Here is a 19,332-nt window from a genome sequence, read left to right on the forward strand (position 1 = left end):
CTTCGGGATTTTTATTCCGAAGTTTGTTGAGTTTACTTGACAGATTGCAGGTTTCGTCCTGTAATCAAGCACTAAGGGCGGCTACGGCCGCCCTTAATCAATGCAGCAACAGCAGCCGCTAAATTTGCCTTTAAGGAACCGGAGGAATCATGACCAAGTCAGAATTGATAGAAAGACTTGCCACCCAGCAATCGCACATTCCCGCCAAGACGGTTGAAGATGCAGTAAAAGAGATGCTGGAGCATATGGCCTCGACTCTTGCGCAGGGCGAGCGTATTGAAATCCGCGGTTTCGGCAGTTTCTCTTTGCACTACCGCGCACCTCGTACCGGACGTAATCCGAAAACTGGCGATAAAGTAGAACTGGAAGGAAAATACGTTCCTCACTTTAAACCAGGTAAAGAACTGCGCGATCGCGCCAATATTTACGGTTGAGTTTTTACACAAACTTGAACGCGAAAAAAGCACCTGTCGGGTGCTTTTTTCATTTCTGTAATCTGAATCTGGAAGATGTCTCGCAGAGTTGTGTACAGTTTTCATCTTCCTGTTAAATTCTTCTGAACGCGCCTCGGGCAAAGCAAAACACCCACCAGACAACTGCCGAACAAAGTTGCACACTTTCCAAAACAGGGAGGGGTGCATGAAAGTAACGACGATCAGCGTATGCGTAATTTGTGGGATTTTTCCACTGCAGGTATTACCGCAACTACCCGGGACGTTAGCCACTGCAGTTCTTACAACTTTCGCCTGCGTACTGGCATTTATTCTTGTTAAAGCTGTTCGTTATTTCACGCTGATATTGCTGTTTTTTCTTTGGGGCGTACTGGCGGCGAAGCAAGTTATGTGGGTAGGAGAAGCCTTAGCTGGTGCGACGCAGGATGCAATCGTCGAGATTACTGCCACTGATGGCATGACCACTCATTACGCTCAAATTACCCACTTACAAGGCCGACGTCTTTTCCCTGCGCCAGGCATCGTGCTGTATGGCGAATATCTGCCGCAAGCAGTTTGTGCCGGACAACAATGGTCAATGAAACTCAACGTTCGTGCGGTTCACGGCCAGCTTAATGATGGCGGCTTTGACAGCCAGCGTTATGCCATTGCCCAGCATCAGCCGCTCACCGGGCGCTTTCTGCAGGCAAGCGTCATTGAAGCGAGTTGTAGTCTGCGAGCGCAATATCTGGCCTCTTTACAAACGTCTCTGCAACCCTATCCGTGGAAAACGGTCATTCTTGGTTTAGGTATGGGTGAACGGTTATCTGTACCCAGAGAAATCAAAAATATTATGCGCAATACCGGTACAGAGCATTTAATGGCGATATCGGGATTACACATTGCTTTTGTGGCATTACTGGCGGCAGGGCTTATTCGCAGTGGGCAAATTTTCCTTCCTGGGCGTTGGATCCATTGGCAGATACCATTAATTGGCGGAATTTGCTGTGCTGCTTTTTATGCATGGTTGACTGGTATGCAACCTCCCGCATTGCGTACCGTAGTGGCGCTTGCAACGTGGGGAATGCTTAAGTTAAGTGGTCGACAATGGAGTGGCTGGGATGTGTGGATATGCTGCCTTGCAGTAATATTGCTGATGGACCCTGTTGCCATTCTCTCGCAAAGCTTGTGGCTCTCTGCCGCCGCGGTGGCGGCGCTTATTTTTTGGTATCAGTGGTTTCCCTGTCCGGTATGGTCGCTGCCACCTGCAGTGCGTGCGATGGTTTCTCTCATCCATCTGCAACTGGGAATAACGCTCCTGTTAATGCCTGTACAAATCGTCATATTTCATGGCATTAGCCTGACCTCGTTTATAGCAAATCTATTTGCCATTCCTTTAGTGACATTTATTACTGTTCCGTTGACGCTTGCCGCGATGATCGTGCATTTAAGCGGACCATTAATTGTGGAGCAAGGATTATGGTTGCTTGCCGACAGGTCTTTGGCTTTACTTTTCTGGGGGTTAAAGAGTTTGCCGGAAGGATGGATCAACATTGCTGAACGTTGGCAATGGCTATCATTTTCTCCCTGGTTATTGTTGATAGTATGGCGACTAAACGTATGGCGAACACTGCCAGTGGTGTGTGTGGCTGGAGGCATTATGATGTGCTGGCCGCTGTGGCAAAAACCACAGCCCGACGAGTGGCAGGTGTATATGCTTGATGTCGGCCAGGGACTGGCAATGGTGATTGCGAGAAATGGCAAAGCGATTCTCTATGATACGGGACTTGCCTGGCCGGAGGGCGACAGCGGGCAACAAATTATTATCCCCTGGCTACGCTGGCATAACCTTGAACCGGAAGGCGTCATTCTTAGCCATGAACATCTGGATCATCGGGGAGGACTGGACTCGATATTACGTACCTGGCCGACGTTATGGGTCAGAAGCCCTTTAAATGGGGAGCATCATCAGCCCTGTGTGCGTGGCGAAGCGTGGCAGTGGCAAGGATTACGTTTTAGTGTGCACTGGCCTTTACAAGGTAGCAACGATAAAGGAAATAACCATTCCTGTGTGGTTAAGGTTGATGACGGAATGTATAGCATTCTTTTAACTGGTGATATTGAAGCACTAGCTGAACAAAAAATGCTAAGTCGTTACTGGCAGCATGTGCAGGCGACATTACTTCAGGTGCCCCATCACGGTAGTAATACCTCATCATCATTGCCATTAATTCAGCGTGTGAATGGAAAAGTGGCACTGGCATCGGCATCGCGCTATAACGCGTGGCGACTACCCTCCAGTAAAGTTAAAAGACGCTATCAACTTCAGGGATATCAATGGGTTGACACCCCTAATCAGGGGCAAATAACCGTCGATTTTTCAGCGCAAGGTTGGCTGGTACGCAGCCTAAGGGAGCAAATTTTACCTCGTTGGTATCATCAGTGGTTTGGCGTGCCAGTGGATAACGGGTAGAATATGCGGCTATTTCAACAAATGCTGGTTTTTTGAATGCATAACGACAAAGATCTCTCTACGTGGCAGACATTCCGCCGACTGTGGCCAACCATTGCGCCTTTTAAAGCGGGTCTGATCGTGGCGGGCATAGCGTTAATCCTCAACGCGGCCAGCGATACCTTCATGTTATCGCTCCTTAAGCCACTTCTTGATGATGGCTTTGGTAAAACAGATCGCTCCGTGCTGATGTGGATGCCGCTGGTGGTTATTGGGCTGATGATTTTACGTGGTATCACCAGTTATATCTCCAGCTACTGTATCTCCTGGGTATCTGGCAAAGTGGTAATGACCATGCGTCGTCGCCTGTTTGGTCATATGATGGGAATGCCGGTTTCATTTTTTGATAAACAGTCAACCGGGACTCTGCTTTCACGTATTACTTACGATTCTGAACAGGTTGCTTCGTCATCTTCCGGCGCACTGATTACTGTTGTACGTGAAGGTGCGTCCATCATTGGTTTGTTCGCCATGATGTTCTATTACAGTTGGCAGTTATCGATCATTTTGATTGTGCTGGCACCCATTGTCTCGATTGCAATTCGTATCGTATCGAAGCGTTTTCGCAGCATCAGTAAAAACATGCAAAACACGATGGGGCAGGTGACCACCAGTGCGGAACAGATGCTGAAAGGCCACAAAGAAGTGCTGATTTTTGGTGGCCAGGAAGTGGAAACGAAGCGTTTTGATAAGGTCAGCAACAAAATGCGTTTGCAGGGGATGAAGATGGTGTCCGCCTCGTCCATCTCTGACCCGATCATTCAATTGATCGCTTCTTTGGCGCTGGCGTTTGTTCTGTATGCGGCGAGCTTCCCAAGTGTGATGGATAGCCTGACAGCCGGTACGATTACCGTTGTTTTCTCTTCAATGATTGCACTGATGCGTCCGCTGAAATCGCTGACCAACGTTAACGCCCAGTTCCAACGTGGTATGGCGGCCTGTCAGACGCTGTTCACCATTCTGGATAGTGAACAGGAGAAAGACGAAGGTAAGCGTGAGATTGAGCGTGCTACCGGCGATGTGGAATTCCGTAATGTTACCTTCACCTATCCAGGGCGTGAAGTTCCTGCTTTGCGTAACATCAACCTGAAAATCCCGGCAGGGAAAACAGTTGCTCTGGTTGGACGTTCTGGTTCGGGTAAATCGACCATCGCGAGTTTAATCACTCGCTTCTACGATATCGATGAAGGCGAGATCCTGATGGATGGTCACGATCTACGCGAGTATACCCTGGCGTCATTGCGTAATCAGGTTGCGCTGGTGTCGCAGAATGTCCATCTGTTTAACGATACGGTTGCCAACAACATTGCTTACGCACGTACTGACCAGTACAGCCGTGAGCAAATTGAAGAAGCGGCGCGTATGGCTTATGCCATGGACTTTATCAATAAGATGGATAACGGTCTCGATACGGTAATTGGCGAAAACGGTGTACTGCTTTCTGGCGGTCAGCGTCAGCGTATTGCTATTGCTCGTGCTTTGTTGCGTGACAGCCCGATTCTGATTCTGGACGAAGCCACCTCGGCACTGGATACTGAATCTGAACGTGCAATTCAGGCGGCGCTGGATGAGTTGCAGAAAAACCGTACTTCACTGGTGATAGCCCACCGTTTGTCTACCATTGAAAAGGCAGACGAAATTGTGGTCGTCGAGGACGGGGTCATTGTGGAACGCGGTACGCACAACGATTTGCTTGAACACCGTGGTGTCTACGCGCAACTTCACAAAATGCAGTTTGGCCAATGATTGAAAAAATCTGGTCTGGTGAATCGCCTTTGTGGCGGCTGTTGCTGCCACTCTCCTGGCTGTATGGCCTGGTGAGTGGTGCAATCCGTCTTTGCTACAAATTAAAATTGAAACGCGCATGGCGCGCGCCAGTGCCAGTTGTGGTGGTCGGTAACCTCACCGCAGGTGGCAATGGAAAAACCCCGGTCGTTGTCTGGCTGGTGGAACAACTGCAAAAATGCGGTGTTCGCGTTGGTGTGGTGTCAAGAGGGTATGGCGGTAAGGCCGAGTCGTATCCGTTGTTACTGTCGGCAGATACCACCACGGCACAGGCGGGTGATGAACCGGTGCTTATTTATCAGCGCACTGGTGCGCCTGTTGCGGTTTCTCCCGAACGTTCTGATGCAGTAAAAGTGATTCTGGCGCAGCATCCTGATGTACAACTCATCGTGACTGACGACGGTCTACAGCATTATCGCCTGGCGCGAGATGTAGAAATTGTCGTCATCGATGGTGTGCGTCGCTTTGGTAATGGCTGGTGGTTGCCCGCGGGGCCAATGCGTGAGCGAGCGGGGCGCTTAAAATCGGTTGATGCGGTAATCGTCAACGGCGGTGTACCGCACAATGGTGAAATCCCAATGCATCTGCTGCCGGGTCAGGCTGTGAATTTGCGTACTGGTACGCGTTGTGATGTTGCACAACTTGAACATGTGGTAGCAATGGCGGGGATTGGTCACCCGCCGCGCTTTTTTGCCACGCTGAAGATGTGCGGTGTTCAACCAGAAAAATGTGTTCCGCTGGCCGATCATCAGTCTTTGAATCATGCGGATGTCAGCGCACTGTTAAGTGCCGGGCAAACGCTGATCATGACTGAAAAAGATGCGGTGAAATGCCGGGCCTTTGCAGAAGAAAATTGGTGGTATTTGCCCGTTGACGCACAGCTTTCGGGCGATGAACCAGAGAAACTGCTCGCGCAACTTTCCTCGCTGGCTTCTGGCAACTAATTCCGCCGCGGCAGCGTTCAATAGATGGAGCCATGATGACGCTGCCGTATATTTCCCTTGCCGATGCGCGTAATCTTCACCTTGCCGCGCAAGGCCTGTTAAACAAATCCCGCCGTCGTGCGTCGCCAGAAGATATCCTGTCAACTATCTCCCGTATCTCCCTGCTACAAATCGACACTATCAATATCGTTGCCCGCAGCCCTTATCTGGTACTTTTTAGTCGCCTTGGTAATTATTCTCCGCAGTGGCTGGATGAGTCACTGACACGTGGCGAATTAATGGAGTACTGGGCGCATGAAGCCTGCTTTATGCCGCGTAGCGATTTTCGTCTTATTCGCCACCGAATGCTGGCACCTGAAAAAATGGGCTGGAAATACAAAGACGCCTGGATGCAGGAACATGTAGCAGAAATTGAACAGTTAATTCAGCACATACAAGATAACGGACCGGTACGTTCAGCCGATTTTGAACATCCCCGAAAAGGGGCAAGCGGTTGGTGGGAGTGGAAGCCCCATAAACGGCATCTGGAAGGCTTATTTACTGCCGGAAAAGTCATGGTAGTTGAACGGCGCAACTTCCAGCGAGTTTATGATCTAACCCATCGCGTCATGCCTCACTGGGATGATGAGCGTGATCTCGTTTCGCAAACAGAAGCAGAAATCGCCATGCTGGATAACAGCGCGCGTTGCCTGGGAATATTCCGCGAACAGTGGCTGGCGGATTATTATCGTTTGAAACGTCCTGCACTGTCGGCCTGGCGTGATCTATGTGCTGAACAGCAACAAATTATCCCCATAAATGTGGAGAGATTAGGACAACTCTGGCTGCATGCTGACTTGTTGCCTCTTCTCGAAACAGCTCTCGCGGGGAAACTAACCGCGACGCATAGCACTGTACTGTCACCTTTTGACCCTGTCGTCTGGGATCGTAAACGTGCAGAGCAACTTTTTGATTTTAGCTACCGGCTGGAATGCTACACGCCAGCGCCGAAACGCCAGTATGGCTATTTCGTTCTGCCGTTACTACATCGTGGGCAATTAGTCGGGCGAATGGATGCCAAAATACATCGCCAGGCGGGCATTCTTGAAGTTATCTCCCTCTGGTTACAGGATGGCATCAAACCGACAGCTTCTCTTCAAAAAGGGTTACGCCTGGCGATTACCGATTTTGCTAGCTGGCAGCAGGCGACGCGAGTGACATTAGGGCGCTGCCCACCCGATCTTTTTACCGATTGCCGCACTGGCTGGGAAATAGCCCCCTACGCATAAATGATTATGATAAGATTTATGCATTCATAACCCGATCCATCTGGAGGAACTATGGATCATCGTCTGCTTGAAATCGTTGCCTGCCCGGTTTGCAACGGCAAACTTTGGTATAACCAGGAAAAACAAGAACTGATTTGCAAACTGGATAACCTGGCTTTCCCGCTGCGCGATGGCATTCCAGTTCTGCTGGAAACGGAAGCCCGTGTACTGACTGCCGATGAGAGTAAATCATGAGTTTTGTGGTCATTATTCCCGCGCGCTACGCTTCTACGCGTCTGCCCGGTAAACCGCTGGTCGATATTAACGGCAAGCCCATGATCGTTCATGTCCTTGAGCGCGCCCGCGAATCAGGTGCCGATCGCATCATCGTGGCAACCGATCATGACGATGTCGCCCGCGTCGTTGAAGCTGCGGGTGGTGAAGTATGCATGACGCGCGCCGATCATCAATCAGGCACTGAGCGTCTGGCGGAAGTTGTCGAAAAATGCGCGTTCAGTGACGATACGGTGATTGTTAATGTGCAGGGTGATGAACCCATGATCCCTGCAACAATCATTCGTCAGGTTGCCGATAATCTCGCCCAGCGTGAAGTGGGAATGGCTACCCTGGCTGTACCTATCCACAATGCGGAAGAAGTCTTTAATCCGAATGCGGTTAAAGTGGTTCTTGATGCTGAAGGTTATGCGCTTTACTTTTCACGTGCCACCATTCCGTGGGATCGTGACCGTTTTGCAAAAAGTCTGGAAACCGTTGGTGATAACTTCCTGCGGCATCTCGGTATTTATGGCTACCGTGCAGGTTTTATCCGCCGTTATGTTAACTGGCAGCCAAGCCCGTTAGAACACATCGAAATGTTAGAGCAGCTTCGCGTACTGTGGTACGGCGAAAAAATCCATGTTGCTGTCGCCCGGGAAGTTCCTGGTACAGGTGTGGATACCCCTGAAGATCTCGAGCGCGTTCGCGCTGAAATGCGCTAAGTTAATTTCACGACACTCCACCCGATTTTCGGGGGAGTGTCGTACCGTTACGATTTTCCTCATTTTTCTTTTCAACAATTGATCTCATTCAGGTGACATCTTTTACATTGGCGCTCATTATGAAGGCAGTAGCTTTTATGAGGGTAATCTGAATGGAACAGCTGCGTGCCGAATTAAGCCATTTACTGGGTGAAAAACTCAGTCGTATTGAGTGTGTCAATGAAAAAGCGAATACGGCGTTGTGGGCTTTGTATGACAGCCAGGGAAACCCAATGCCGCTGTTGGCAAGAAGCTTTAGTACGCCAGGGCAAGCACGACAGTTGGCATGGAAAACCACCATGCTGGCGCGCAGCGGGACTATCCGTATGCCAACTATTTATGGTGTGATGACACATGAAGAACACCCAGGCCCCGATGTCCTGTTACTGGAGCGGATGCGTGGTGTTTCTGTGGAAGCACCTGCACGTACACCGGAACGTTGGGAGCATCTGAAAGAGCAAATTGTTGAAGCTCTGTTGGCCTGGCACCGACAGGACAGTCGCGGTTGCGTTGGCGCAGTGGATAATACCCAGGAAAATTTCTGGCCCTCCTGGTATCGGCAACATATTGAAGTGTTATGGACCACGCTCAATCAGTTCAATAACACCGGTTTAACCATGCAGGATAAGCGGATTCTGTTCCGCACCCGCGAATGTCTTCCAGCATTATTTGAAGGATTTAACGACAATTGTGTGCTGATTCACGGCAATTTCTGTTTGCGTAGCATGTTGAAAGATTCGCGCAGCGATCAACTACTGGCGATGGTCGGGCCGGGATTAATGCTTTGGGCACCGCGAGAGTATGAACTGTTCCGACTAATGGATAATACGCTGGCAGAAGATTTACTCTGGAGTTACCTGCAACGCGCGCCAGTGGCGGAGTCGTTCATCTGGCGACGTTGGCTATATGTGTTATGGGATGAAGTTGCGCAACTGGTCAATACCGGACGGTTTAGTCGGAGCAACTTCGATCTGGCATCAAAATCACTCTTGCCGTGGCTCGCCTGATGAACCTTTTAACCACTGCCAGATGCGGCCAAGCGTTTCATAACCGGCCCGATCGCTATGCATCAACCAGACCGGAGACGGGATTGCCCGTTCCCACGGGTTAAGCGGTGAATCGATCGCCAGTTGATTGGCGGGGGCAGGTAGCGGATTTAACCCTGCATGTTGAAAAAAGATCATCGCGCGCGGCAAATGAGACGCAGAGGTCACCAACAGGAAAGGGGCGTCACCAATTGCCTGTTTCACTGCTGCGGCTTCTTCTTCGGTATCTTTCGGTAAATCCAGCGTAATAATCTGCTCGCGTGGGACACCCAGCGATTGCGCCACTCTGGCCCCCACTTCTGCTGTACTCACCGTATTGGTTTTTGCCACACCACCCGTGAAGATTAACTTTGATCCCGGATTTTCACGCCACAAACGCACGCCTTCATTCAGGCGTGGCAGACTGTTATTGATTAAATTTGAACTTGGCGCCCACTGCGGGTTCCAGGTATAGCCGCCGCCCAGCACCACTATATAGTCCACTTTTTGTACATTGTTCCATGTCGGATAGGTGCTTTCGATGGGGCGCAGCAGACGATCTGCTACCGGTTGCAAACTTAATAACAAAAGTGCCAGCCATCCTACGCTAATAAATATCTTCCCGGTTTTTTGAAAACGACTAAACCACAGCAGCACCAGGCCAGCACCAATAATCAGCAACATCAGCGGAAGTGGCAGCAGCATACCGCCAATCACTTTTTTCAGTGTAAAAAGCATCCTTTCTGGTTCCTTTTTTAACCATATAGCGAGGGATCGGCAGTGATATTACACCAGACGGGTTCATTCTCGCCTCGGCTGTGACAAAATAGCGCCTTTATCAGAAAACGTCTTAGCCAACCGGTGGAGAAAGCAATGCAGGATCGCAATTTTGATGATATTGCGGAAAAGTTTTCCCGTAACATTTACGGCACCACCAAAGGACAGCTTCGACAGGCTATTCTGTGGCAGGATCTCGATCGTGTGCTGGCGGAAATAGGCTCGCAAAAATTGCGAGTGCTGGATGCTGGCGGTGGTGAAGGGCAGACGGCGATCAAAATGGCCGGGCGTGGGCATCAGGTCATTTTATGCGATCTTTCTGCGCAGATGATCGACCGCGCAAAGCAGGCGGCAGAAGCAAAAGGTGTGAGCGGCAACATGCAATTTATACATTGCGCTGCTCAGGATGTTGCTTCGCATTTGGAAACGCCCGTTGATCTGATATTGTTCCATGCGGTGCTGGAGTGGGTCGCGGACCCCCGTAGCGTGTTACAGACTCTGTGGTCAGTGTTGCGCCCAGGAGGCATGTTGTCGTTAATGTTCTACAATGCGCACGGTTTGCTGATGCACAACATGGTTGCAGGGAATTTTGATTACGTGCAGGCGGGAATGCCGAAAAAGAAAAAACGGACGCTTTCGCCAGACTCTCCGCGCGATCCGGCGCAGGTATATCAGTGGCTGGAAGAAGCTGGCTGGCAAATTACCGGCAAGACCGGCGTTCGCGTGTTTCATGATTATCTGCGTGAAAAGCACCAACAGCGCGATTGCTACGAAGCATTACTTGAATTAGAAACGCGTTATTGCCGTCAGGAACCTTACATTAGCCTGGGGCGTTATATTCATGTCACCGCGCGCAAACCGCAGAGCAAGGATAAAGTATGAGTGAATTTTCCCAGACAGTCCCCGAACTGGTTGCCTGGGCCAGAAAAAACGACTTCTCCATCTCGCTGCCGGTAGACCGTCTCTCTTTTCTGCTGGCGGTGGCCACGCTGAACGGCGAGCGTCTGGACGGCGAGATGAGTGAAGGTGAGCTGGTGGATGCATTCCGCCACGTGAGTGATGCGTTTGAGCAAACCAGCGAAACCATCGGCGTGCGCGCCAACAACGCGATCAACGATATGGTGCGTCAACGTCTGCTGAACCGCTTTACAAGCGAACAGGCGGAAGGGAACGCCATTTACCGTCTGACGCCGCTCGGCATCGGCATTACTGATTACTACATCCGTCAGCGCGAGTTTTCTACGCTGCGTCTTTCTATGCAATTGTCGATCGTTGCAGGCGAACTGAAGCGTGCGGCGGATGCGGCAGAAGAGGGCGGCGATGAGTTTCACTGGCACCGTAACGTCTATGCGCCGCTGAAATACTCGGTAGCAGAAATTTTCGACAGTATCGACCTGACGCAACGTCTGATGGACGAACAGCAGCAACAGGTGAAAGACGATATCGCCCAGTTACTGAATAAAGACTGGCGGGCGGCGATCTCAAGCTGTGAAATGTTGCTTTCGGAAACCTCTGGTACGCTGCGTGAATTGCAAGATACGCTGGAAGCGGCGGGCGACAAATTACAGGCTAACCTGTTGCGCATCCAGGATGCGACCATGACCCATGACGATCTGCATTTTGTCGATCGTCTGGTGTACGACCTGCAAAGCAAACTCGATCGTATTATCAGTTGGGGTCAGCAATCCATCGATTTATGGATCGGTTATGACCGCCACGTACATAAATTTATCCGTACCGCGATCGATATGGATAAAAACCGTGTCTTTGCCCAGCGATTACGTCAGTCGGTACAAACCTATTTTGATGACCCGTGGGCGCTGACTTACGCCAATGCCGATCGTCTGCTGGATATGCGTGACGAAGAGATGGCACTGCGTGACGAAGAAGTGACCGGGGAACTTCCGCCAGATTTAGAGTACGAAGAGTTTAACGAGATCCGCGAACAACTGGCGGCAATCATCGAAGAGCAGCTCGCCGTCTATAAAACCAGACAAGTACCGCTGGATCTTGGTCTGGTGGTACGCGAATATCTGGCGCAGTATCCGCGTGCGCGTCACTTTGATGTTGCGCGCATTGTTATTGATCAGGCGGTACGCCTCGGCGTAGCGCAAGCAGACTTCACCGGACTGCCAGCGAAATGGCAGCCGATTAATGATTACGGAGCCAAGGTACAGGCGCATGTCATCGACAAATATTGAACAAGTGATGCCGGTTAAGCTGGCGCAAGCGCTGGCGAATCCGTTATTTCCGGCGCTGGATAGCGCCTTACGTTCAGGTCGCCATATCGGTCTTGACGAACTGGACAACCATGCATTCCTGATGGATTTTCAGGAATACCTGGAAGAGTTTTACGCGCGTTATAACGTTGAGCTTATTCGCGCGCCGGAAGGTTTCTTCTATTTGCGTCCACGTTCCACCACGTTGATCCCTCGTTCCGTGTTGTCCGAACTGGATATGATGGTTGGGAAAATCCTCTGTTATCTCTATCTCAGCCCGGAACGGCTGGCGAACGAGGGGATCTTTACTCAGCAGGAACTGTATGACGAACTGCTCACCCTGGCTGACGAAGCGAAACTGCTGAAACTGGTAAACAACCGTTCTACCGGTTCAGACGTTGACCGCCAGAAGTTGCAGGAAAAAGTACGTTCTTCGCTAAATCGTCTGCGTCGTTTGGGCATGGTGTGGTTTATGGGCCACGACAGCAGCAAGTTCCGCATTACAGAATCGGTGTTCCGTTTTGGTGCGGATGTGCGTGCTGGTGACGATCCGCGCGAAGCCCAACGTCGCCTGATTCGCGATGGTGAAGCAATGTCTCTGGAAAATCACCTGCAACTCAACGACGAAACCGAAGAGAATCAGCCAGATAGCGGAGAGGAAGAATAATGATTGAACGCGGTAAATTTCGCTCACTGACGCTGATTAACTGGAACGGCTTTTTTGCCCGTACCTTTGACCTCGATGAGCTGGTCACAACGCTTTCCGGCGGTAACGGTGCAGGTAAATCCACCACTATGGCGGCGTTTGTTACGGCGCTTATTCCTGACCTGACCCTGCTGCACTTCCGTAACACCACGGAAGCCGGGGCCACCAGTGGTTCGCGCGATAAAGGTTTGCACGGTAAGCTAAAAGCGGGCGTCTGTTATTCGATGCTCGACACCATCAACTCGCGCCATCAGCGCGTGGTGGTCGGTGTGCGTCTGCAACAGGTTGCCGGGCGCGATCGTAAAGTGGATATCAAACCGTTTGCGATTCAGGGGCTACCGATGTCGGTGCTGCCGACGCAACTGGTGACAGAAACCCTGAACGAACGCCAGGCGCGCGTGCTGCCGCTTAATGAGCTGAAAGAGAAGCTCGAAGCGATGGAAGGCGTGCAGTTTAAGCAGTTCAATTCCATCACCGATTACCATTCACTGATGTTCGATCTGGGCATCATTGCGCGTCGTCTGCGCTCGGCGTCTGATCGTAGTAAATTCTATCGTCTGATCGAAGCCTCACTGTACGGCGGTATTTCCAGTGCCATTACCCGTTCTCTGCGTGACTACCTGCTGCCAGAAAACAGCGGCGTGCGTAAAGCGTTCCAGGATATGGAAGCAGCGCTGCGTGAAAACCGCATGACGCTGGAAGCGATTCGTGTAACGCAGTCCGATCGCGACCTGTTTAAGCATTTGATCAGTGAAGCCACCAACTATGTGGCGGCGGACTATATGCGTCACGCCAACGAACGTCGCGTTCATCTGGATAAGGCACTAGAGTTTCGTCGTGAGCTACACACTTCTCGTCAGCAACTAGCGGCGGAGCAGTACAAACACGTCGATATGGCGCGTGAACTGGCAGAGCACAACGGTGCGGAAGGCGATCTGGAAGCAGATTATCAGGCAGCCAGCGATCACCTGAACCTCGTGCAAACCGCACTGCGTCAGCAGGAAAAGATCGAACGTTACGAAGCGGATCTCGATGAATTGCAGATCCGTCTCGAAGAGCAAAACGAAGTGGTGGCAGAGGCCATCGAACGTCAGGAAGAGAATGAAGCGCGCGCGGAAGCCGCCGAACTGGAAGTGGACGAGCTGAAAAACCAGCTTGCTGACTACCAGCAGGCACTGGACGTCCAGCAAACGCGCGCGATCCAGTACAACCAGGCGATTACTGCACTTAACCGCGCTAAAGAACTGTGTCATCTGCCGGACTTAACTGCCGACAGCGCCGCCGAGTGGCTGGAAACCTTCCAGGCGAAAGAGCTGGAAGCCACCGAAAAAATGCTCTCTCTTGAGCAGAAAATGAGCATGGCACAAACCGCGCATAGCCAGTTTGAGCAGGCTTATCAGTTAGTCGCAGCCATTAACGGTCCGCTGGCGCGTAACGAAGCGTGGGATGTTGCTCGTGAACTGCTGCGCGAAGGGGTCGAACAACGTCACCTTGCAGAACAGGTTCAGCCGCTGCGGATGCGCTTAAGCGAACTGGAACAGCGCCTGCGTGAGCAACAGGAAGCCGAGCGCCTGCTGGCGGATTTCTGCAAACGCCAGGGCAAGAACTTTGATATCGATGAACTGGAAGCCCTGCATCAGGAACTGGAAGCACGCATTGCCTCCCTTTCTGACAGCGTGTCTAATGCCCGTGAAGAGCGCATGGCGCTGCGTCAGGAACAGGAACAACTGCAATCACGCATTCAGAGTCTGATGCAGCGTGCGCCGGTTTGGTTGGCTGCGCAAAACAGCCTCAATCAGTTGAGCGAGCAGTGCGGTGAAGAGTTCACCTCCAGTCAGGATGTCACTGAATACATGCAACAGTTGCTGGAGCGCGAGCGCGAGGCGATTGTTGAACGTGACGAAGTGGGCGCGCGCAAAAACGCCGTTGTCGAAGAGATCGAGCGTTTAAGTCAGCCGGGGGGCTCTGAAGATCAGCGCCTGAATGCGCTGGCGGAACGTTTTGGCGGCGTGCTGTTGTCAGAAATTTATGACGACGTTAGCCTGGAAGATGCGCCGTACTTCTCGGCGCTGTATGGCCCCTCTCGTCACGCCATCGTAGTGCCCGATCTGTCGCAGATTGCCGAACAACTGGAAGGTTTAACCGATTGCCCGGAAGATCTCTATCTGATCGAAGGTGATCCGCAGTCATTCGATGACAGCGTGTTCAGCGTTGATGAACTGGAAAAAGCGGTGGTGGTGAAAATTGCCGACCGTCAGTGGCGTTATTCGCGCTTCCCTGAAGTGCCGTTGTTTGGTCGTGCGGCGCGCGAAAGCCGTATTGAAAGCCTTCATGCCGAACGTGAAGTGCTTTCCGAACGCTTCGCCACGCTCTCCTTTGATGTACAGAAAACTCAGCGCCTGCATCAGGCTTTCAGTCGCTTTATCGGCAGCCATCTGGCGGTGGCATTTGAGTCCGATCCGGAAGCTGAAATCCGTCAACTGAACAGCCGCCGCGTCGAACTGGAGCGGGCGTTGAGTAATCATGAAAATGATAACCAGCAGCAACGCATTCAGTTTGAGCAGGCGAAAGAGGGCGTGACAGCGCTTAACCGCATCCTGCCACGCCTTAACCTGTTGACTGACGATACGTTGGCAGATCGCGTCGATGAAATCCGCGAACGTCTGGATGAAGCCCAGGAAGCGGCGCGTTTTGTTCAGCAGTTCGGTAATCAACTGGCGAAACTGGAGCCAATCGTTTCAGTGTTGCAAAGCGATCCGGAACAGTTTGAACAGTTAAAAGAAGATTACGCATACTCCCAGCAGATGCAGCGCGATGCCCGTCAGCAGGCATTTGCCCTGACGGAAGTGGTGCAGCGTCGCGCACACTTTAGCTACTCCGACTCGGCAGAAATGCTCAGTGGTAACAGCGATCTCAACGAAAAATTGCGTGAACGTCTGGAACATGCGGAAGCAGAGCGTACCCGTGCTCGTGAAGCACTGCGTGGTCATGCTACACAGTTGAACCAGTACAATCAGGTGCTGGCATCGCTGAAAAGTTCTTATGACACTAAAAAAGAACTGCTTAACGATCTGCAACGCGAATTGCAGGATATCGGTGTGCGTGCCGATAGCGGCGCAGAAGAGCGCGCGCGTATTCGCCGTGACGAGCTACATGCGCAACTCAGTAATAACCGTTCCCGTCGCAACCAACTGGAAAAAGCGCTCACCTTCTGCGAAGCGGAGATGGACAACCTGACCCGTAAACTGCGCAAGCTGGAGCGTGATTATCACGAGATGCGCGAGCAGGTGGTGACCGCCAAAGCGGGCTGGTGCGCGGTAATGCGCATGGTGAAAGACAACGGCGTCGAACGCCGCTTGCACCGTCGCGAGCTGGCTTATCTTTCTGCTGATGATTTGCGTTCCATGTCGGATAAGGCGTTAGGTGCGCTGCGTCTGGCAGTAGCGGATAACGAACATCTACGCGACGTGCTGCGTATGTCGGAAGATCCAAAACGTCCGGAACGTAAAATCCAGTTCTTCGTGGCGGTTTACCAGCATCTGCGCGAACGAATTCGCCAGGATATTATTCGTACCGATGATCCGGTAGAAGCTATCGAGCAGATGGAGATCGAACTTAGCCGTCTGACCGAAGAATTAACCTCCCGTGAGCAGAAACTGGCGATCAGTTCCCGCAGTGTGTCGAACATTATTCGCAAAACCATTCAGCGCGAACAGAACCGTATCCGTATGCTCAACCAGGGCTTGCAGAACGTGTCGTTCGGCCAGGTGAACAGCGTACGTCTGAACGTGAATGTGCGTGAAACGCACGCCATGTTGCTGGATGTGCTTTCTGAACAGCATGAACAACATCAGGATTTGTTTAACAGCAACCGTCTGACCTTCTCGGAAGCGCTGGCGAAACTGTATCAGCGCCTTAACCCGCAAATTGATATGGGGCAGCGCACGCCGCAGACCATTGGTGAAGAGCTGCTGGATTATCGCAACTACCTGGAGATGGAAGTTGAAGTTAACCGTGGTTCCGATGGATGGCTGCGTGCGGAGTCAGGCGCGTTGTCAACGGGTGAGGCCATCGGTACAGGGATGTCGATTCTGGTGATGGTGGTACAGAGCTGGGAAGATGAATCCCGTCGTCTGCGCGGTAAAGATATTTCTCCTTGTCGTCTGCTGTTCCTCGATGAAGCAGCGCGCCTGGATGCCCGTTCTATCGCCACGTTGTTTGAATTGTGTGAACGTTTGCAAATGCAGCTCATCATCGCGGCACCAGAAAATATTAGTCCGGAAAAAGGCACCACCTACAAACTGGTGCGTAAGGTATTCCAGAATACCGAACACGTACATGTGGTTGGTTTGCGTGGCTTTGCGCCGCAGCTTCCTGAAACGCTTCCAGGAACTGACGAAGCGTCTTCCCAGGCAAGTTAAGATTAAGGCGGCAGCGATGTCGCCTTTTTTTTCGAAAACTCCGTTTCTGCACTAAAAAAATGCCGCATTACGGTGCGCTTTTCTTTAAACTTCTTTACATTAGGTTGTGTAAAAACGTATCGACGTTTATATACTGAAGGTAAGCCTGATAAGTAACAGGCTTGCTCGTCATACTTTCGTGAGTATTGGCGTTGTACAGGCAAGTAGAGAAAAGCAGCCTGGCTATTCAAAGTATGATAAAAACAGGGGGCAAGGGATGTTGCTTAACATGATGTGTGGTCGTCGGCTTTCGGCAATAAGTTTTTGTCTGGCCGTAACATTCGCTCCACTGTTCAGTGTGCAGGCTGATGAGCCTGAAGTAATCCCTGGCGACAGCCCGGTGGCTGTCAGCGAACAGGGAGATGTACTGCCGCAAGCGCAAGCGACGGCAATTATGGCGGGGATCCAACCGCTACCAGAGGGTGCGGCGGAAAACGCTCGCACACAAATCGAATCTCAATTACCCGCAGGTTATAAGCCGGTTTATCTTAACCAGCTTCAACTGCTGTATGCCGCACGTGATATGCAGCCGATGTGGGAAAACCGTGATGCGGTTAAAGCTTTCCAGCAGCAACTGGCGGAAGTGGCGATTGCCGGTTTTCAGCCGCAGTTTAATAAATGGGTAGAGTTACTGACTGACCCAGGTGTTAACGGTCTGGCACGTGACGTAGTGTTGTCGGATGCAATGCTGGGTTACCTTCATTTCGTTGCTAACATTCCGGTCAAAGGCACGCGCTGGCTATACAGCAGTAAACCTTATGCGCTCTCAACACCACCGCTCTCGGTCATTAACCAATGGCAGGTGGCGCTAAATAATGGCCAATTGCCAACGTTTGTTGCAGGACTGGCACCGCAGCATCCGCAATATGCCGCGATGCATGAATCTTTACTGACCTTGCTCAGTGATACCAAACCGTGGCCACAACTAACCGGTAAAGCAACGTTGCGTCCTGGCCAGTGGAGTAATGACGTACCAGCACTGCGCGAAATATTGCAGCGCACAGGTATGCTCGATGGTGGGCCGAAAATTACGCTGCCTGGCGATGAAACACCCGCTGATGCAGTCGTTAGCCCATCTGCCGTTGCCGTCGAAACTGCGGAAAAGCAAACAAAGTTTCTTAGTAAACCTAAGCCAACTGTACGTGCCGCCTACGATAATGAGCTTGTTGAAGCGGTTAAACGTTTTCAGGCATGGCAAGGATTGGGGGCAGATGGTGCTATTGGTCCAGCCACACGTGATTGGCTCAATGTGACACCTGCACAGCGTGCAGGTGTGTTGGCGCTCAACATCCAGCGTTTACGTTTGCTGCCTGCGGAGCTTTCTACCGGCATCATGGTCAATATACCGGCCTATTCTTTGGTCTATTACCAGAACGGTAATCAGGTGCTGGACTCGCGGGTGATTGTCGGCCGTCCTGACCGCAAAACACCAATGATGAGCAGTGCCTTAAACAATGTGGTAGTGAATCCGCCGTGGAACGTACCGCCGACGCTGGCACGCAAAGATATTCTGCCGAAAGTGCGTAATGATCCGGGCTATCTGGAAAGCCATGGCTATACGGTGATGCGTGGCTGGAACAGCAAAGAAGCAATTGACCCGTGGCAGGTTGACTGGTCGACGATTACCGCGTCGAATTTACCGTTCCGCTTTCAGCAAGCTCCAGGCCCACGAAATTCGCTAGGACGGTATAAATTTAATATGCCGAGTTCAGACGCTATCTACTTACATGACACGCCTAATCACAATCTGTTCAAGCGTGATACGCGTGCGTTGAGCTCTGGCTGTGTGAGGGTGAATAAGGCATCCGATCTGGCAAACATGCTGTTGCAGGATGCAGGCTGGAATGACAAGCGTATTTCCGATGCTCTGAAGCAGGGAGATACCCGTTACGTCAATATCCGTCAGTCTATCCCGGTTAATCTCTACTACCTGACAGCATTTGTCGGCGCAGATGGGCGTACTCAATATCGTACAGATATTTACAATTATGATCTGCCTGCGCGATCCAGCTCGCAAATTGTATCGAAAGCGGAACAATTAATCAGGTAAATGAAGTAGTTCGGGGAAATCAGTTGTCGTAATAATTGGCATGATTGGGGGCTATTCCTTGTAGCCCCCATCACTGCTGGGGTTGAGTCACCTTGACGTTAGCTTTATGGGCGGTTAAGGTGCACTCTTGTGCGCCAGA

The 19,332-nt window shown here is 51.4% G+C and carries 14 protein-coding genes; 13 read left to right on the forward strand and 1 reads right to left on the reverse strand.

The genetic code is table 11. The features are described 5' to 3' along the window. Nucleotides 1–149 precede the first annotated feature (149 nt). The 8 genes from ihfB (at nucleotide 150) to BEA93_RS16145 (ending at nucleotide 8,963) form a co-directional block, all read left to right on the forward strand. Nucleotides 150–434, forward strand: coding sequence for an integration host factor subunit beta (gene ihfB, locus BEA93_RS16110; protein WP_000167336.1), 285 nt, complete (start codon nucleotides 150–152; stop codon nucleotides 432–434). Nucleotides 435–639: 205 nt separating this feature from the next. Continuing rightward, entirely contained in the window at nucleotides 640–2,904 is a 2,265-nt protein-coding gene (locus BEA93_RS16115) for a ComEC family protein (protein WP_105224800.1), read from the forward strand. A 36-nt stretch (nucleotides 2,905–2,940) separates the two neighbouring features. Further along, a complete protein-coding gene (gene msbA, locus BEA93_RS16120) occupies nucleotides 2,941–4,689 on the forward strand; it encodes a lipid A ABC transporter ATP-binding protein/permease MsbA (protein WP_000551252.1) in 1,749 nt (582 codons plus the stop codon). Continuing rightward, nucleotides 4,686–5,672 (forward strand): tetraacyldisaccharide 4'-kinase, encoded by a 987-nt coding sequence (lpxK, locus tag BEA93_RS16125; RefSeq protein ID WP_016261878.1) that lies wholly within the window; start codon nucleotides 4,686–4,688, stop codon nucleotides 5,670–5,672. The genes msbA and lpxK overlap by 4 nt, the downstream gene beginning before the upstream one ends. A gap of 35 nt (nucleotides 5,673–5,707) precedes the next feature. After that, nucleotides 5,708–6,940, forward strand: a complete 1,233-nt coding sequence (ycaQ, locus tag BEA93_RS16130) for a crosslink repair DNA glycosylase YcaQ (protein WP_105224799.1) — start codon at nucleotides 5,708–5,710, stop codon at nucleotides 6,938–6,940. A gap of 51 nt (nucleotides 6,941–6,991) precedes the next feature. Further along, nucleotides 6,992–7,174 (forward strand): protein YcaR, encoded by a 183-nt coding sequence (ycaR, locus tag BEA93_RS16135; protein ID WP_000350069.1) that lies wholly within the window; start codon nucleotides 6,992–6,994, stop codon nucleotides 7,172–7,174. Beyond that, nucleotides 7,171–7,917: a 3-deoxy-manno-octulosonate cytidylyltransferase gene (gene kdsB / locus BEA93_RS16140; RefSeq protein WP_000011587.1), complete on the forward strand. Its 747-nt coding sequence runs from the start codon at nucleotides 7,171–7,173 to the stop codon at nucleotides 7,915–7,917. Before ycaR ends, kdsB begins: the two co-directional genes overlap by 4 nt. A 152-nt stretch (nucleotides 7,918–8,069) precedes the next feature. Next, a complete protein-coding gene (locus BEA93_RS16145; RefSeq protein ID WP_000436936.1) occupies nucleotides 8,070–8,963 on the forward strand; it encodes a YcbJ family phosphotransferase in 894 nt (297 codons plus the stop codon). Here BEA93_RS16145 and elyC read toward each other — a convergent pair. Next, the gene (gene elyC / locus BEA93_RS16150) at nucleotides 8,940–9,719 is read right to left on the reverse strand and encodes an envelope biogenesis factor ElyC (RefSeq protein ID WP_105224798.1); all 780 of its coding nucleotides are present in this window, start codon (nucleotides 9,717–9,719) and stop codon (nucleotides 8,940–8,942) included. The two genes, BEA93_RS16145 and elyC, sit on opposite strands and share 24 nt — an antisense overlap. A gap of 135 nt (nucleotides 9,720–9,854) precedes the next feature. Here elyC and cmoM point away from each other — a divergent pair, with 135 nt between their 5' ends. The 5 genes from cmoM to ldtD all read left to right on the forward strand — a co-directional run bounded on the left by cmoM (nucleotide 9,855) and on the right by ldtD (nucleotide 19,193). After that, complete coding sequence (gene cmoM, locus BEA93_RS16155) at nucleotides 9,855–10,640, forward strand: tRNA uridine 5-oxyacetic acid(34) methyltransferase CmoM (RefSeq protein ID WP_001516118.1); 786 nt, start codon at nucleotides 9,855–9,857, stop codon at nucleotides 10,638–10,640. Then, nucleotides 10,637–11,959: a chromosome partition protein MukF gene (gene mukF / locus BEA93_RS16160; protein WP_001288861.1), complete on the forward strand. Its 1,323-nt coding sequence runs from the start codon at nucleotides 10,637–10,639 to the stop codon at nucleotides 11,957–11,959. Before cmoM ends, mukF begins: the two co-directional genes overlap by 4 nt. Continuing rightward, nucleotides 11,940–12,644 carry a chromosome partition protein MukE gene (mukE, locus tag BEA93_RS16165; RefSeq protein WP_010329756.1) on the forward strand — a complete coding sequence of 235 codons (705 nt, stop codon included), beginning with the start codon at nucleotides 11,940–11,942 and terminating at the stop codon, nucleotides 12,642–12,644. The genes mukF and mukE overlap by 20 nt, the downstream gene beginning before the upstream one ends. After that, on the forward strand, nucleotides 12,644–17,104 hold the full coding sequence (mukB, locus tag BEA93_RS16170) for a chromosome partition protein MukB (protein WP_105224797.1): 4,461 nt from the start codon (nucleotides 12,644–12,646) through the stop codon (nucleotides 17,102–17,104). The genes mukE and mukB overlap by 1 nt, the downstream gene beginning before the upstream one ends. Before the next feature lie 256 nt (nucleotides 17,105–17,360). Next, nucleotides 17,361–19,193 (forward strand): L,D-transpeptidase, encoded by a 1,833-nt coding sequence (gene ldtD / locus BEA93_RS16175; protein WP_000925970.1) that lies wholly within the window; start codon nucleotides 17,361–17,363, stop codon nucleotides 19,191–19,193. Nucleotides 19,194–19,332 lie beyond the last annotated feature (139 nt).

This window comes from Escherichia sp. MOD1-EC5950 (assembly GCF_002965345.1).
Lineage (GTDB): Bacteria > Pseudomonadota > Gammaproteobacteria > Enterobacterales > Enterobacteriaceae > Escherichia > Escherichia marmotae.